This is a genomic window from Gloeocapsa sp. DLM2.Bin57, assembly GCA_007693955.1.
Classification (GTDB): Bacteria; Cyanobacteriota; Cyanobacteriia; order Cyanobacteriales; family Gloeocapsaceae; genus Gloeocapsa.
In genome coordinates this window covers 48,317-62,873 of record RECR01000037.1, presented here as the reverse complement: position 1 = coordinate 62,873, position 14,557 = coordinate 48,317, and the positions used below count along the sequence as shown (strand labels likewise).

Below are 14,557 nucleotides of genomic sequence, written 5' to 3'. Positions count from 1 at the left end.
TAAATGAAATATAGACGTTTTGGACGTACCAATCTGGTTTTATCGGTGTTTTCCCTGGGAACAATGCGTTGTTTAGCTTCAGAAACTCAATTCCAACAAACCGTTAACGCAGCAATTGCTAAGGGAATTAACCACATTGAAACCGCTAGAGGTTATGGTAAAAGTGAGGAGTATTTAGGTAAAACTCTGAAAACTTTACCTAGAGATAAAATATACATTACTACTAAAATACCTCCGATTCCTGCCCCAGAAATGGCAACAGCGATCGCAGAGTCATTACAGCGATTGCAGTTAGACTATATAGATTGTCTAGCAATTCATGGAGTCAATACTCAAGAACATCTAGAATTAATAACTTCTAGGGATGGTTGTTTAAAACCGATTCAACAGGCGATCGCCGCAGGTAAAATTAGACATTTGGGTTTTTCTACCCATGGAAGTGTAGAGTTAATCACCGCTACCATCAATACCAATCTGTTTGCATTCGTTAATTTACATTACTATTATTTTTGGCAACGTAATCAAGCAATCATCGAACTAGCTAAAAGTAAAGACTTAGGAATATTTATTATTTCACCAGGGGATAAAGGAGGACGTCTCTATCAACCCTCTTCAACTCTCGTTAATCTCTGTAAACCATTTACCCCCCTAGAATTAAGTTATCGCTTCTTACTCAGTAATCCTGCTATTACTACTTTAAGTGTAGGACCTGCTAACCCTAGTGAGTTAGATAATCCCTTAACTGTCGCTAATCAGGATTATCCTCTTACTCCTGGGGAAAAAGAGATATTAGCAAAGCTAGACACTCATTTAAGACAAGAATTAGCTACAGATTATTGTTCTCAATGTTATCAATGTCTCCCTTGTCCAGAAACAATTAATATCCCAGAAATTCTGCGGTTACGCAATCTGGCTATTGGTTATGACATGACAGACTACGGTCAATATCGTTATGCTATGTTAGAAAACGCAGGTCACTGGTTTCCAGGTCAAAAAGGGAATCGTTGTACAAGTTGTGGAGATTGTCTCCCTCGTTGTCCAGAAAAACTCGATATTCCTAAACTGTTATTAGATACTCACAACCGTTTAAATGGTCCTAATCGTCGTCGTCTCTGGGAAGATTGAATTAAGTATGGTCAAAAAACTATTATTCATACTCACTATCATAGTTAGTTTTCCGAATCAAGTTGTGATAGCAGAAACTACAGAAAATATCTGTACTCTACCTTCTCTTACCACAGTTACAGAAACAGAGTATAGTTTTGCTAAGCTATGGTGGGGTAGGGAACAATTTGATCCCTTTAATGGTCAACTAATCCAAGGTTGGGTAATTAATACCGAGAATAACTCGATCGATTTAATTATTAACCGTCAACTCTGGACGCTTTTAGACTATATCAATCGTTATCGTTTAGTCAATCATATGGGGGCGATCGCTAGAGAATATCAATATAATCTCAGATTAATCAATCAACAACAGAAATGTTTAGCTTTTTATACTTGTGATTTTACTAGTGATCCTCATGATTGTGAGATTGACTTTGATATTAGAGAAATCAACAGTCTTGAGTTAGTTCGCTAAGGATAGTTTATCTAAGTTACAATGTATCTATATGGGTTTTAGGGCGAACGATGGGAATCGAACCCACGAATGGTGGAACCACAATCCACTGCCTTAACCACTTGGCTACGCTCGCCATTCATTAAACTAGATTAGCACAGAATATAAAATTATGCAAGGTTCACAATTAATTTTTAAAGGTGGTGTGATTACTCTAGGAATCTTAGGGGGATTGTTACTAGTGACCAATCCTGGACAAAAAAACTATGAAGATTATGCAGCTACTAGCTTAAGTACTTATCTGAAACAAGATTTTTGTCAAAAAGCCAATGGTCAAGGGGGAGACTTTTTAGTAACACAATGCAAATCTTTAGTAGATATAGCTCGTCCTCAACTAGACGAATTTATCGCTACTAAAACCGAAAGAAGTAATTTTTTCCTCTTTAGTATCTATGAAACTAATATCTCGCTTTTTGATCCTTTACCTAGCTATCGTTTTCAAACAGTAGGATTTTTGCAACAATTTTATACTTATAATCATGAAAAACTTTAGTTAGAATTGAATTAAATCTAGTTGAGAGAATCTCTATGAGTGAGTTAACCGAAACCCCAGAAAACCCGACGAGAACTCCTCCTTGGGGAACAGTCACTCTGTTAGAAGAAGGACCAAATTATCGGATTAATCGTATTGTTATTAACCCTGGTCACCACATTAGTACTCAAATGCACTATCATCGTAGTGAACATTGGATTGTTGTAGCGGGTACAGCTAAAGTTATTTGTAACCAGCAAGAAACCTTATTAATGCAAAAACAATCTACCTATGTTCCCATGAATACACCCCATCGGGTGGAAAATCCTGGAGTAATTCCCGTGGTGATGATTGAGGTACAAAATGGTGAATATCTTGGTGATGATGACATTATTCGTTTCGGTGATCAAGAACCAAGTGAAATACTTAAATAGTATTTAATAGCGGTTGCTCAGGGCGATCGCTATAGAAGTATAAATACTGAAAAAATCCCCCACACCCTACCTTAACCAGTAACTTGTGATAAAGATGCAAGATCTAAGTAAATGGTCGATTCAAGATTATCACCTGATGATAGACAGTGGAATTTTCAACAATCGGCGAGTAGAATTACTAGAAGGGGAAATAAGGGAAATGAGTCCTGAAAGCCCATTACATCGGTTTATTAACGATCAAATAGCGGAATATTTGCGAGAATTATTACGGGGTCAAGCCAAAGTTTTTGAAGCTCAGACAATTACACTTAATTACTCTGAACCTGAACCTGACCTAAGTATAGTTCGTCTTCCTAATAGCAATTATTTGACTCGACATCCCTACCCCGAGGATATTTACTGGTTAATAGAAATAGCTAATACTACTCTTGAACAAGATTTAGGGAGAAAGAAAAAAATCTATGCTAATGCAGGTATTAAGGAATATTGGCTAATTAATTTAATTACAAAAATAGTCATTGTGTTTAGAGAACCTTCAGAAGATGATTATAAAAACCAGTATAGGGTTACTGAAGGAACAATTTCCCCGATCGCTTTCCCCAATCTTGAGATTAAAGTAACGAGAATGATTAGCTCTTAAAAATTAATATTTTTTTTACTTTTGTTTACATAAAAATATGAAAGCAAAAAATGAGCTAAACTAAGAATAACAGAATTATTAGATAAGGATCTAAAAATGGTAGAACTAAAAGCTAAAATTACTCTAGACCAAAAAGGGGAACAAGCCTTTATCTCCATTAAACAATTACTAGTTAAATTAACCTGGACAGCTAGTGTAGATTTAGACTTAATGGCTTTTTATGAAGCTAAAGATGGTCGCACAGGTGGAGTAATTTCTGACAATTACCCTGGGGGCACTTTAGGTAACTTAAACGAATTTCCCTATATGCAGCTTAGTGGAGACGAAGGAGTAGGGGCCCAAGGAGGAGATAACGAAGAAGTAATCAGAATTAGTCGTCTTGATGATCTCGCCACTGTTTATATTTGCACCATTAACTATACCGACGCTATAGAAAAAAAAGAGTCATCCTTTAGTCAATACGACGGAGGAGTAATCGTTATTGATGAAAAAGGCGATAGTATAGCGATTCCCCTCAATTCAGACGAACCAGGTCACGTAGCAGTAATCGCTAAAATAGACAATACCAGTCCCATTGGGGCAAAATTAAGCAACGAAAACAGAATAATTAGTCTAGATACTTTTGCCGCGACTATACCAGGTTCACACGTAATTGTAGGTTAAAAATTATTATGGCAGAACTTAAAGCAAAAGTAACCCTTAAAAAAAAGGGAGAAGAAGCCTACTTATCCGTCAAACAACTAGTAGTCTCTCTAAAATGGACAGCTGCAATAGATTTAGACTTAATGGCTTTTTACCAAACCAAAGACGGTAAACAAGGTGCAGTTTTTTCTAGTAACTACGCAGGAGGAAATATGGGGAGTCTGAATAGTTTCCCCTATATCCAACTTAGCGAAGACTCAGGAGTAGGTGCACAAGCGGGAGAAAACCAAGAAATTATCCGCATCAGTAAACTAGATGACATGGCTCAAGTATATATCTGTGCCGTCAATTTTACCGACGCGGTCGCCAATCGTCCCCATTCCTTCGCTGAATACGATGCCCATGTCTTACTAGTGGACGATCGCGGTGAATCAGTAGCAGTCCCCCTAGACTCAACTACCCCAGGTACAGTAGCTATAATCGCTAAGATTGATAATACAGGTTTTATGGGTGCAAAACTAATTAATGAAAACCAGGTCTTAGATTTAAATAGTTTTCAGAATCAAATACCCGGTGCAAATACCCTCAAACTCTCTTCCAAAATAGTCCTCAACAAAAAAGGAGACTCAGTCCAACTTAAACCTAAAGTAGGCGGTAGTTTGGGAGAATTGTTAATTAACCTTAATTGGCATCAAACCAAAGTTACCTCACAACCGCAAGGAGGTTTGCTGAGCAAAATGTTTAGTACAGGTAACAATGAAACAGGAATTGACCTGGATTTAGGTTGCTTGTACGAACTAACTACAGGGGAAAAAGGAGCAATTCAAGCTTTAGGTAATTGTTTTGGAGACTTTGATCAACCTCCCTATATTTTACATTGTGGAGACGATCGCACAGGCTCATGGTCAGAAGGAGAAAACCTACGGATTAATGGGGAAAAAATAGCCCAAATTAAACGTATCTTGATTTATGCTTTCATCTATGAAGGTATCGCTAATTGGTCTCAAGCCGATGGAGTTTTTACTCTCAAACAACCAGGTAATCCCGAGATTATCGTTAATCTTGACGAACATCGTAATAATATCAGTATGTGCGCGATCGCCTTATTAGAAAACGTGGGTAACACTTTTAGTGTTCAGAAAGTCGTGCAATATTTTTCAGGTCATCCTGAAATGGATCGAGCCTTTAATTGGGGTTTAAAATGGACACCAGGTAGAAAGTAATCTAGATGCTAAAATTAAGCATTATTTAGCCTAATCGAGATAAAAATATGGAAACAATAGATAACTTTCGGGGTAGAGACTTACTGAGTATCGCTGATTTAACTAATCAAGAAATAGAACAACTACTAACCCTAGCTACCCAACTCAAAGACGGAAGCATCAAACCACAATGTCAAAAAGTTCTAGGGTTACTCTTCTATAAAGCTTCTACCCGTACCCGCGTTTCCTTTAGCGTAGCTATGTATCAACTTGGTGGACAAGTAATTGACCTTAACCCTAGTGTAACTCAAGTAGGTAGAGGAGAACCCATAGCAGATACCGCTAGAGTCTTAGATCGCTATCTCGATATACTCGCAGTTCGTACCTTTAACCAAGAAGACTTGGAAACCTTCGCTAATTATGCCAATATTCCTATAATTAATGCTCTCAGTGATTTAGAACATCCCTGTCAAATACTCGCTGATTTATTAACTATACAAGAATGTTTTGGCAGTTATAAGGGTTTAACCCTGAGTTATTTTGGTGATGGTAACAACGTTGCCCACTCCTTATTATTAGCAGGAGCGATCGTTGGTCTGAATGTACGTCTAGCTACCCCTAAAACCCATTTACCCGATCCTAATCTAGTCGCACAAGCAGAAAATCTCAAACAAAGTGGGACAGAAATTACCATCACCGAAGATCCCGAGATAGCAGTGAAAGGTGCTCACGTAATCTATACTGATGTGTGGGCGAGTATGGGACAAGAAGCAGACGCTCAAGCGAGAATACCTATTTTTAGTCCTTACCAGGTCAACGAAACCCTTTTAAGTCAAGCAGACTCAGAAGCGATAGTACTACATTGTCTCCCCGCCCATCGTGAAGAAGAAATTACCACAGGGGTATTAGAAGGTCAACAATCCCGAGTTTGGCAACAAGCAGAAAACCGTATGCACGCTCAAAAAGCCCTACTCTTAAGCTTGTTGGGTATTGATTGAGGGTATTTTCCACTCTTGTTAAAGGGTGGATTCTAACTCAATTCTATTGGTATCACCATGAAGTAGCGCTACCATCAAAGTCAAATATTCTCTTAACTGTCTAGTCATTAAGAAATTATCCCGCACAAATGCTTTAGCTTTTTTACCCATTTCCTCAATTTTATCGGGTTGTGGCAAGAGATAGCGCATACGTAATGCAGCACCTTCAGGGGTATTAACTAAAAAACCCGTATGATAGTCAATAACCTGCAACCTAATCCCACCTGTATTACCACCTATCACTGGTTTACCCTTCCACATTCCTTCGGTTACTGTTAAGCCAAAACCTTCTTTAGTGGATTTTTGCAAGATAATATCTGCGGCTCTTTGTAATGCGTTAATGGTTTTATGCGCATCAGGAGGGAGTAAGAGTATCTTAATATCAGGATCGTCTTGAGCTGCCATTTTTACCTCTTCAATAACGATTTTACCCTCAGGGTCATCTGTCGCAGTGCCACCAACCAAAACTAATTGTAAAGAAGGAACGTATTTAGTCGTTAGACGATAAGCACAAATAACCCCCACAGGATCTTTAAAGCGATCGAAACGAGATACTTGGACAATCAAAGGTCTTTTTCTATCTAAAGAAAAGCGATCGCAAACTTCCTCAATTTCCGCGGGAGCTAAATCAATATTTTTCTCACTTAAAGGGTCTATGCTGGGAGGGATAATATATTCTGGATGGGGTAAAGATCTAGCAAAAGCAGCCAGAGAAAAAATACTCGCGTCATAATCGGTTAAAAAAGGGCGGAGAAACTTCCATACAGGGCGATAGGGATGACTAGCATCAATATGACAACGCCAAATCCATTTACCCTTGCGTTGAGGACAATATTTGAGTAAAGGTGCCGGTTGGGGGTCATGAATAAAAACAAAATCAGCCCCTTCTAGTTTAGAACGCAATTGTTCTGCATTACTAGCATTTACTTCCTCATAGTGTTTTAATAAAGACTGACTAATCGGTACTTCGTCACCTTGTAAAGCATTGTGCATACTCTTAGTGCACTGGAAAAATCCATCATCACCCTTGATTACATCCCAAGAGACATTAAGATTTAACTCACGCATTAAGGGAACTAGTTTGGTCAGAATTTCAGCGACACCTCCTCCTACCGCGGTAGAATTAACGTGGACTATCTCTTTTCCTTGTAAAGGTTTAGCTAATTGTTGTAATTGGGTAACAACTTCTTCTCCTGCTAGTTGAGCATAGGTTTCCAATATATTCATACATTTACTCCAGGACAACATTTTTGAAAAATTACCGTTATTTGCTGACGCAATTCGGTTAAGGAACTAAAATAAGGATCAATACCTTCTAATTGGTTTAATAATTCCTCGTACAAACCATTAAAACTAACTAACCAATAACTAAAATCGTTTTTTTGTTCAGGTAAACGTCTGCGCGCGTCTATGAAGTGATAAAAAATGCTATTAGTTGATAAAGAAGGAATTAATTCTCCTAACTTAGCTGGATGGTCAATGCGCATACCCGTATCAAAAACCACAATTTGCGAGCGAATAAATTCAAAAGACTCGGTTGCTAACATCCAAGTTAGATATTCATTCTCGTCTAATCTTTCTTCGATCACTTCTAATAATTCTTGACGTAAAGCTTCGAGATTGGGATAAAAACTAGGGTCAAGCATAGCTAAACGTTCTGCTAGTTTATCATCATGTAAACCTCGTCGCGCCCAAGAAGCGAAATCATTATTATATTCCGTTTCCTCAAAACGAGGTTCTAATAAACTCCCCCAAAAATGATGATAAATACTATCTAGATTAATTGTTTCTAGAGTATCACGAAATTCTTTAAGGTTAATAGCCTTTTTACCTGTAGCGATCGCAATTAGAGCACAATCTTTAATAGCAAAAGGATCTACTGTTTCTTGGGGAGGTGTTGCAAGCATTTCGTTGGTTGCATTGGACATCAAGTTATCCTCCAAGTTTAGTTTTCTATCTGCAATATGATTAATATATCATTGATAATTAGAATAATTAGAATTAATTAATAATATATTTAGGTTGTGCAATATACTATGATTACTTATATAGGTGTTATAGCAGCTTTAAGCGCTGCTTTTCTTTGGGCTGCATCCTCCACTGTTTATAGCTTGTTAGGGTTAAAAATACCCCCGTTAAAACTTAATCTCTATAAAGGGTTAATCGCGATCGCCCTCATTTTAATTACTCTAGTAATCACCAATAATCTAGAATTGGCTGTAGAATTTTCAACCCTGGGTTGGTTAATTATTTCTGGTGTTATTGGAATCGGATTAGGAGATACAGCCTATTTTTTAGCACTGAAACACAATGGACCTCGCAAAACCCTACTATTAGAGACTCTCTCACCACCATTAGCAGGAGGTTTAGCCTGGCTATATTTAGGGGAAACGCTGACTATACGCGCTTGGTCTGGTATTATCTTAACCGTATTAGGAGTATGCTGGGTAATTAGTGAAAAAACCCAAGATAGCTATAATCCCCTGCAAAAACCAAAACTAGGTATTATGTGGGGTATTTTAGCTGCTATTTCTCAAGCAACCGCTGCGGTAATTTCTCGTTACGCATTAGTAGAGTCAGGAATTGCACCCTTAAACAGTACTTTAATCAGACTAATTGGTGGAACTATAATCATTGTTCCCTTATTACTGTTATTCTCTCCACCAAGGGTTAATATCAAACCAGAAACAACTACCAATCAAGGAAAAACATTTTTAATTTTAGTAGCTACCGCTTTTGCGAGTACTTATCTAGGAATTTGGTTACAACAAACCGCTTTAAAATATACTCCTACGGGAATAGCAACCACTCTCTTAGCCACTAGTCCTTTATTTATTCTACCTATAGCCAAAATCAGGGGGGAAAAAATCAGTTTTCGGGCTATTCTAGGTGTACTTATTGCGCTGGTTGGTATCGCTAATCTGGGATAATCTCTCCTTGAAACTGTTTAAGGATGTTTTCTACGGCTTTTTCTAATTGTTTCTCAGTAGGAGTTGAATTATCAATCACAGATTCAGTCAGAGATTCAGTCACAGTGGGTGGTTCTATTTTTGGGGTTTCAATGACTGTGGGTGGGGGTAAAGAGGGAAGAGGATTATTTTTTTTTTCTGATGGGGTGGAGATAACCTCCATGATGACTTTAACTTTACGTTGAAAGAGAGTAAAAAAAGCAGCTTCAAGGTTAGCTATTTTTCCCTGATGTAATTTAAGTAACTTTTCTGTGCTAATCCCTACACGAGCGATCGCCCCATCAAATTCGATTAATTTAGCTTGTTGTTGGAATAAAGCGCGAGTAGTTACAGGTTGAACAAGAGTAATGACTTGTTGCCAAATTTCTTGAGGAGATTGATACTCTACTACTGAGTTAGGTATTTCTTCCTCTTGGGACTTTTTTTGACTAGCATAACTCCTTGCTAAAGCATCTGCGCGCTCATTTCCTTCGTTTCCTTGATGTCCTCGTACGTGTTGCCAATTGATCTTTAATTTGCTATTAAGTAAGTCTAGGGGTTTCCATAAATCCTGATTAACTACGGGATTTTTACTACTAGTTATCCAACCGTTTTTTTTCCAACCTTTTAACCATTGGGTAAGACCTTTGATAACATATTGACTATCGGTATAGAGGGTAACCTCAGCGGTGTGGTTCTTTTTTTCTAGATACTCTAAAGCGCCGAGGGCTGCTGCTAATTCCATGCGTTGATTAGTAGTTTGTGATTCATGACCCCCACCTTCTTTGATAATTTTATCACCTGCATAAACCACATAAGCCCAACCTCCAGGTCCTGGATTACCTAAACAAGAACCATCGGTATAGATAGAGTCAATTTGATTACTTTTTGGGGCTGGGGGAGGAGAGTTAAGCGCTGGTGAAGTGTGAACAACTTCTGGTTGAGTTTGGGGTATTAATCCTAGCAAAGTTATTTCTAACCAAAGATGGGGTTGAGTGGTATTCTTAAGTTGTATCTCACTTTGTTTGAGATGTTGTTCACCTCTAAGTATGTCAGCTACCGTCCAATTTTGGGCTAGTTGACATAACTCTTGCCAAGTTTGGGAGGTAACCGTAACTAAGGCTTGATTTTGAGGAGAAGTTTTAGCAATCAAAAGATTAAGATAAAAACTAGCCAAATTTTGCAGAATAATTAGGGGTTCTCGTCCTCTATTGAGAATATTACGACATTTTTCGATAATTTTGACAGGTTCAGCCTCAGAAATTGCCTGTAATAATGCGATTAAATCCTGTTCTGAGGTAGCACCCACTAAATCCGAGATTCGCTCTGGGGTAATTTCACCATCTAATAAGCTAAGTTGATCTAATAAACTTTGTGCGTCTCTAAGTCCACCATTAGCTAGTTGCGCAATCAGGGTAATTCCCGCTAGATTAATCTTAATTTGTTCTTCGGTAGCGATGTATTCTAGATGTTTAATCATCGCTTCTAGGGGGATACGTCGATAATCAAAGCGTTGACAACGCGAAATAATTGTCGGTAAAACCCTCTGGGGGTCAGTAGTGGCTAAAATAAAGATTATCTGTGGGGGTGGTTCTTCTAGGGTTTTGAGTAAAGCGTTAAAGGCTGCTGTACTCAACATGTGACATTCATCAATCACATAGACTTTATAACGACATTGTACAGGTGCGAATTGGGAACGCTCGATAATTTCCCGAATGTTATCAACTCCTGTGTTAGAAGCTGCGTCAATTTCGATGACGTCTAAAGCCGAGCCACGGGCGATCGCCAGACAAGCTTCACATTCTCCACAGGGATCAGGAGTAGGTTGAGGACTATTTAAACAGTTGAGAGATTTTGCTAAAATTCTCGCACTTGAGGTTTTTCCTGTTCCCCTAGGACCTGTAAATAAATAAGCAGGGGCTATTTTTCCTAGGGTAATCCCGTTAGTTAGGGTAGCGGCGATCGCCTCTTGACCCACTAATTCAGCAAAAGTGCGAGGACGATATTTATGATGAAGGGGAGAATAGGACATTACATTTAAAGGTTAGAATAGAGGCAATATTGGGCATAACTCCATCTTGCCATCGAAAATTAATAATTTGAAGTTTACTAAGGAAATTTGACCATGCTCCGGCAAATCTGGCAATGGCTTAAGCGGTTTTTTCAGGGATTATTTGGCGTTAATAAGCAAAAAACTAAAAACAGGGATTCTCTACAACCGTTAAGCGATACAGATTATGAATTTTTATTTACACAATTGTTAGAGGGAGTAATCCGCGGTTGGGATCAAAAACGTGTACTCAAATTTTTTGAGCAATTAGAAGATCGCGCTACTCAATACGATTGGATTAATTGGTTAGAAGGATTTGGAGGGAAAGTTTTAGCGGGTAGTGCACCTAATCAGGAATTAGGGATTAGAATGATTCGTTTTGGTCAATTAACTGAGTTTTTACCTTCATTACGTCGTTTTGGTCAAGAGTCTTACGAACTTGGACAACAAATACTCAATAAACAGAAAAAAAGACAAATCTGGGAATATACAGCAGCTACTAGTGTCCCAGAAAAGCCGACTACAGAGGTAGAGACTCCTACCCCACCACAACAACCCGAAGAATTTAAACCTCTTACACCGGATCAATTATTAGCTCGTTTATATCAAGATCAACCCTTAGCTGAAGCTTTAGCTAAACAACTAGATTTAGAAGGAGGTACTCCAGAACAAATAGTTGCAGCTATGGTTAATCAAATGGTTCAGTTACAAAATAAATATAGTCAAGCTAAACAATCTCCTACAGAAAATGTTTGGTTAAAAAAAGCACTCGAACAATTTAACCAGGGTGATTTAGAAGGGGCTATCTCCTCTTGGGATCAAGCGCTTAAAATTAATCCTTATTCTCTAGATGCTTGGTATAATCGGGGTGGAGCTTTGAGTAATCTAGGCAGACATCAGGAAGCCTTAAACTGTTTTGAGAAGATTATCGAGATTAAACCCGATGACTATATGGCTTTGAATTCAATTGGTAATATCTTATATCGTCTAGAACGATGGGAAGACGCCCTTAACGCTTGGAATAAGTTAGTTACCGTGAAACCTGATTACTATCAAGGGTGGTACAATCGCGCCTGTGCTCTAGAACATTTACAAAAGTTACCCGAGGCGATCGCTAGTTACCAAAAAGCCCTAGAAATCAAACCTGATTTTTCCATGGCTGAATCTAGGTTAACTCAATTGAACAACTCACCAATATCTCAGACTGAATAGTTTTAGGTTTTAGGTGCGAGGAGATATTTTTTGTATATATAATACTACTTTGGTGTCTTTTTGCTTCTTAACAGCTAAACATCCTGAGATTATGACTAATTAATGAAACTCACCGAGATCCTCAATTGTATCCAGATTATCAGCGTTTTGATCTCGATCGCTTTGCTCCTAATCAAGAAGCAGACAAACAGGCTAACTTTGGCTATATTCCCTTTGGGGGAGGATTACGAGAATGTCTCGGTAAAGAATTCGCGCGTTTAGAGATGCGCGTGTTTGCAGCTATGTTAGTAGCTAATTACCAATGGGAATTATTACCTAATCAGGATTTGACCATGATTGGTATTCCTACCCCTCAACTAAAAGACGGTTTAAAGGTACGTTTTGTCTCTGTCTAGGGTAAAAACTTGGCTTTTATGTCTTGATTGGTGTATAATAATAGGTGTTCTCTCTGATAAGAATTATTAAACTGTTTCGAGCCATTCATAAATCTTGTCTAACTCCTGTAATGTAACCAATCCGTATTGCCAAAGTACCATAGGCAAAAAACCTGAGTTTTGTTCTACAGAACGTTCAGCCATGGAAATAGAGTTATGAGACAGGCATAGTTCTTGACTTAAGAACTCCAAGAAACGCGAGTATGTAAAGGGTGACATTGCCATAGTTATACCTCCTGGGTTTATGTGTTTAGTGCATCACCTGTTATTACCTCCCTAACCTTAGTATTGGGTTTAAAATTACTGAGAAAATCAACTTAATATTATTAAAGTTATTGAGAACTATAACGGGTTTTAGTCTGTTTCTGCTGGTTTATTGGTCATAGTGGGCAGAAGAGTTTTTTATTATACTCTAATTTGCTAAAAATGAGTATCTTAAGCGATCCCCAATTTAAATATTCTTAGAGAATATTATTCTAGCTCATGTTCTCAAGATAAACTTATTTTTGTAATATAGCTTAACTTTTTGGGGTAGAAGGGAGAATGTTAAGATAAGGGATAAATAATCGAGAAGAGAAAGTTATGGTCCCTATTAAGGATGAAAACCCTATTAAAATTACTCCCTATATCACTTATGCTCTGATTATTATTAATATTAGCGTTTTTATCTATCAATTAAGTCTATCAGAATACCAATTACAAGAATTATTTCAAAATTATGCAGTTATTCCCAGACAATTAACCGCTACTTTTGAGGGAGAGTTAACCTATGACAGTATCCCAGAGTTAGCAACCTTGATTACTTGTCAGTTTCTCCATGGTGGATTTTTACACGTTGGGTTTAATATGCTCTATCTATGGATCTTTGGTAATAATATCGAAGAAGAATTAGGACATATCAAGTTTTTATTATTTTATCTGACTTGTGGTGCTTTAGCTGCTTTAGCTCAATGGTTTTTTGCTTCAAGTTCGACTATTCCTAGTATAGGTGCTAGTGGAGCGATCGCGGGGGTAATGGGAGCGTATATTCTCAGGTTTCCCACAGCAGAAATTTTACTGATTTTACCCCTAGGGTTTATTTTCATACCTTTAAGAATACCTGCTTATGCTTTTTTAGGATTTTGGTTTTTACAACAAGCTTTTAACGGGATACTTTCTCTAGACGCTAATATGAATATTGGTATGGAAGGAGGTGGAATAGCTTACTGGGCTCACGCTGGAGGGTTTATTGTTGGTATAATTCTTGCACCTATATTGGGATTATTTCGCCGTAAACCCTAGGTAAAGGTGAGTTCGGTTAGCATGAAAACAATCAGATGGAATCTCACCAAAAATCAAAAACTACAATCTGAGAGGGGGATTACCTTTGAAGTAATCTTGGATGCTATTAAAGAGGGTCATTTGTTAGATGACTATGAACATCCCGATAAAGTAAGATATGCTAATCAGCGGATTTTAGTCGTAAAAATAGAAAATTATGCTTATTTAGTACCCTATGTAGAAACTGAACTTGAGATTTTTTTGAAAACAATTATTCCATCTCGAAAAGCTACAAAAAAATATATCTTGAATGAAGACTAGTTATGAATGAGAATGAATTAGATAAATACGAGCAAGAGATATTAGATTCCTTTGAAAGAGAAGAATGGGTAGCAGTAGCAAATAAAAAACGCTTAGAAGAGATACAGCTTTATGCTAAAAATGCTCTGAGTCAAGAAGATAAGCTAATAACACTGAGAATCTCTTCACCCGATTGGGAAGGAATCCAAGCAAAAGCAAAAGAGGAGGGAATACCTTCCCTAACTTTAATTTCCAGTATTCTTCATAAGTACGCTACAGGGAAACTTATCGAGGTTAGGGAGTAG

Annotated in this window: 18 protein-coding genes and 1 tRNA gene; 14 read left to right on the top strand and 5 right to left on the bottom strand. The window is 37.8% G+C overall.

From position 1 onward, the window contains the following. The first annotated feature begins 3 nt into the window (after nucleotides 1-3). Both EA365_01960 and EA365_01955 read left to right on the top strand, forming a co-directional pair. The gene (locus tag EA365_01960; GenBank protein TVQ48184.1) at nucleotides 4-1,125 is read left to right on the top strand and encodes an aldo/keto reductase; all 1,122 of its coding nucleotides are present in this window, start codon (nucleotides 4-6) and stop codon (nucleotides 1,123-1,125) included. 7 nt (nucleotides 1,126-1,132) lie between these two features. Further along, nucleotides 1,133-1,582 (top strand): hypothetical protein, encoded by a 450-nt coding sequence (locus tag EA365_01955; protein TVQ48183.1) that lies wholly within the window; start codon nucleotides 1,133-1,135, stop codon nucleotides 1,580-1,582. Nucleotides 1,583-1,621: 39 nt separating this feature from the next. Here EA365_01955 and EA365_01950 read toward each other — a convergent pair. Next, nucleotides 1,622-1,697, bottom strand: a tRNA-His gene (locus EA365_01950). 36 nt (nucleotides 1,698-1,733) lie between these two features. Here EA365_01950 and EA365_01945 point away from each other — a divergent pair. From EA365_01945 to argF, 6 genes are all read left to right on the top strand, one after another. Further along, nucleotides 1,734-2,114, top strand: coding sequence for a DUF4359 domain-containing protein (locus EA365_01945; GenBank protein ID TVQ48182.1), 381 nt, complete (start codon nucleotides 1,734-1,736; stop codon nucleotides 2,112-2,114). A 35-nt stretch (nucleotides 2,115-2,149) separates the two neighbouring features. After that, nucleotides 2,150-2,527: a cupin domain-containing protein gene (locus EA365_01940; protein TVQ48181.1), complete on the top strand. Its 378-nt coding sequence runs from the start codon at nucleotides 2,150-2,152 to the stop codon at nucleotides 2,525-2,527. 94 nt (nucleotides 2,528-2,621) lie between these two features. Further along, entirely contained in the window at nucleotides 2,622-3,167 is a 546-nt protein-coding gene (locus EA365_01935) for a Uma2 family endonuclease (GenBank protein ID TVQ48180.1), read from the top strand. Nucleotides 3,168-3,263: 96 nt separating this feature from the next. Beyond that, entirely contained in the window at nucleotides 3,264-3,830 is a 567-nt protein-coding gene (locus tag EA365_01930; GenBank protein TVQ48179.1) for a stress response protein, read from the top strand. Nucleotides 3,831-3,838: 8 nt separating this feature from the next. Further along, the gene (locus EA365_01925) at nucleotides 3,839-5,032 is read left to right on the top strand and encodes a stress response protein (protein TVQ48178.1); all 1,194 of its coding nucleotides are present in this window, start codon (nucleotides 3,839-3,841) and stop codon (nucleotides 5,030-5,032) included. Between the two features lie 47 nt (nucleotides 5,033-5,079). Beyond that, complete coding sequence (gene argF, locus EA365_01920) at nucleotides 5,080-6,009, top strand: ornithine carbamoyltransferase (protein TVQ48177.1); 930 nt, start codon at nucleotides 5,080-5,082, stop codon at nucleotides 6,007-6,009. 18 nt (nucleotides 6,010-6,027) lie between these two features. On the opposite strand, the gene EA365_01915 is transcribed toward argF, so the two are convergent. Further along, the gene (locus EA365_01915) at nucleotides 6,028-7,275 is read right to left on the bottom strand and encodes a glycosyltransferase (GenBank protein ID TVQ48176.1); all 1,248 of its coding nucleotides are present in this window, start codon (nucleotides 7,273-7,275) and stop codon (nucleotides 6,028-6,030) included. Next, on the bottom strand, nucleotides 7,272-7,955 hold the full coding sequence (locus tag EA365_01910) for a hypothetical protein (protein TVQ48224.1): 684 nt from the start codon (nucleotides 7,953-7,955) through the stop codon (nucleotides 7,272-7,274). Before EA365_01910 ends, EA365_01915 begins: the two co-directional genes overlap by 4 nt. A gap of 129 nt (nucleotides 7,956-8,084) precedes the next feature. Between EA365_01910 and EA365_01905 the strand changes: the two genes are divergently transcribed. Then, nucleotides 8,085-8,978, top strand: coding sequence for a DMT family transporter (locus EA365_01905; GenBank protein ID TVQ48175.1), 894 nt, complete (start codon nucleotides 8,085-8,087; stop codon nucleotides 8,976-8,978). Here the strand turns inward: EA365_01905 and EA365_01900 are convergent. Next, the gene (locus tag EA365_01900) at nucleotides 8,965-11,028 is read right to left on the bottom strand and encodes a DNA polymerase III subunit gamma/tau (GenBank protein TVQ48174.1); all 2,064 of its coding nucleotides are present in this window, start codon (nucleotides 11,026-11,028) and stop codon (nucleotides 8,965-8,967) included. The genes EA365_01905 and EA365_01900 overlap by 14 nt on opposite strands. Nucleotides 11,029-11,121: 93 nt before the next feature. On the opposite strand from EA365_01900, the gene EA365_01895 reads away from it, so the two are divergent. Further along, nucleotides 11,122-12,258, top strand: a complete 1,137-nt coding sequence (locus tag EA365_01895) for a tetratricopeptide repeat protein (protein TVQ48173.1) — start codon at nucleotides 11,122-11,124, stop codon at nucleotides 12,256-12,258. Nucleotides 12,259-12,356: 98 nt separating this feature from the next. Further along, nucleotides 12,357-12,653 (top strand): cytochrome P450, encoded by a 297-nt coding sequence (locus tag EA365_01890; protein TVQ48172.1) that lies wholly within the window; start codon nucleotides 12,357-12,359, stop codon nucleotides 12,651-12,653. A gap of 66 nt (nucleotides 12,654-12,719) precedes the next feature. Here EA365_01890 and EA365_01885 read toward each other — a convergent pair whose 3' ends face one another. Then, complete coding sequence (locus EA365_01885) at nucleotides 12,720-12,911, bottom strand: DUF2949 domain-containing protein (protein TVQ48223.1); 192 nt, start codon at nucleotides 12,909-12,911, stop codon at nucleotides 12,720-12,722. Between the two features lie 363 nt (nucleotides 12,912-13,274). Between EA365_01885 and EA365_01880 the strand changes: the two genes are divergently transcribed. From EA365_01880 to EA365_01870, 3 genes are read left to right on the top strand one after another with little or no spacing between them, the layout of a single operon-like run. Continuing rightward, the gene (locus tag EA365_01880) at nucleotides 13,275-13,973 is read left to right on the top strand and encodes a rhomboid family intramembrane serine protease (GenBank protein TVQ48171.1); all 699 of its coding nucleotides are present in this window, start codon (nucleotides 13,275-13,277) and stop codon (nucleotides 13,971-13,973) included. A 21-nt stretch (nucleotides 13,974-13,994) separates the two neighbouring features. Further along, the gene (locus EA365_01875) at nucleotides 13,995-14,273 is read left to right on the top strand and encodes a toxin (GenBank protein ID TVQ48170.1); all 279 of its coding nucleotides are present in this window, start codon (nucleotides 13,995-13,997) and stop codon (nucleotides 14,271-14,273) included. Between the two features lie 2 nt (nucleotides 14,274-14,275). Continuing rightward, nucleotides 14,276-14,557 carry an antitoxin gene (locus EA365_01870; protein TVQ48169.1) on the top strand — a complete coding sequence of 94 codons (282 nt, stop codon included), beginning with the start codon at nucleotides 14,276-14,278 and terminating at the stop codon, nucleotides 14,555-14,557.

Bases quoted from the DNA above. Each gene is read 5' to 3' on its own strand.
- EA365_01960 (TVQ48184.1), top strand. From the start codon at position 4: ATGAAATATAGACGTTTTGGACGTACCAATCTGGTTTTATCGGTGTTT.
- EA365_01955 (TVQ48183.1), top strand. From the start codon at position 1,133: ATGGTCAAAAAACTATTATTCATACTCACTATCATAGTTAGTTTTCCG.
- EA365_01945 (TVQ48182.1), top strand. From the start codon at position 1,734: ATGCAAGGTTCACAATTAATTTTTAAAGGTGGTGTGATTACTCTAGGA.
- EA365_01940 (TVQ48181.1), top strand. From the start codon at position 2,150: ATGAGTGAGTTAACCGAAACCCCAGAAAACCCGACGAGAACTCCTCCT.
- EA365_01935 (TVQ48180.1), top strand. From the start codon at position 2,622: ATGCAAGATCTAAGTAAATGGTCGATTCAAGATTATCACCTGATGATA.
- EA365_01930 (TVQ48179.1), top strand. From the start codon at position 3,264: ATGGTAGAACTAAAAGCTAAAATTACTCTAGACCAAAAAGGGGAACAA.
- EA365_01925 (TVQ48178.1), top strand. From the start codon at position 3,839: ATGGCAGAACTTAAAGCAAAAGTAACCCTTAAAAAAAAGGGAGAAGAA.
- argF (TVQ48177.1), top strand. From the start codon at position 5,080: ATGGAAACAATAGATAACTTTCGGGGTAGAGACTTACTGAGTATCGCT.
- EA365_01915 (TVQ48176.1), bottom strand. From the start codon at position 7,275: ATGAATATATTGGAAACCTATGCTCAACTAGCAGGAGAAGAAGTTGTT.
- EA365_01910 (TVQ48224.1), bottom strand. From the start codon at position 7,955: ATGCTTGCAACACCTCCCCAAGAAACAGTAGATCCTTTTGCTATTAAA.
- EA365_01905 (TVQ48175.1), top strand. From the start codon at position 8,085: ATGATTACTTATATAGGTGTTATAGCAGCTTTAAGCGCTGCTTTTCTT.
- EA365_01900 (TVQ48174.1), bottom strand. From the start codon at position 11,028: ATGTCCTATTCTCCCCTTCATCATAAATATCGTCCTCGCACTTTTGCT.
- EA365_01895 (TVQ48173.1), top strand. From the start codon at position 11,122: ATGCTCCGGCAAATCTGGCAATGGCTTAAGCGGTTTTTTCAGGGATTA.
- EA365_01885 (TVQ48223.1), bottom strand. From the start codon at position 12,911: ATGTCACCCTTTACATACTCGCGTTTCTTGGAGTTCTTAAGTCAAGAA.
- EA365_01880 (TVQ48171.1), top strand. From the start codon at position 13,275: ATGGTCCCTATTAAGGATGAAAACCCTATTAAAATTACTCCCTATATC.
- EA365_01875 (TVQ48170.1), top strand. From the start codon at position 13,995: ATGAAAACAATCAGATGGAATCTCACCAAAAATCAAAAACTACAATCT.
- EA365_01870 (TVQ48169.1), top strand. From the start codon at position 14,276: ATGAATGAGAATGAATTAGATAAATACGAGCAAGAGATATTAGATTCC.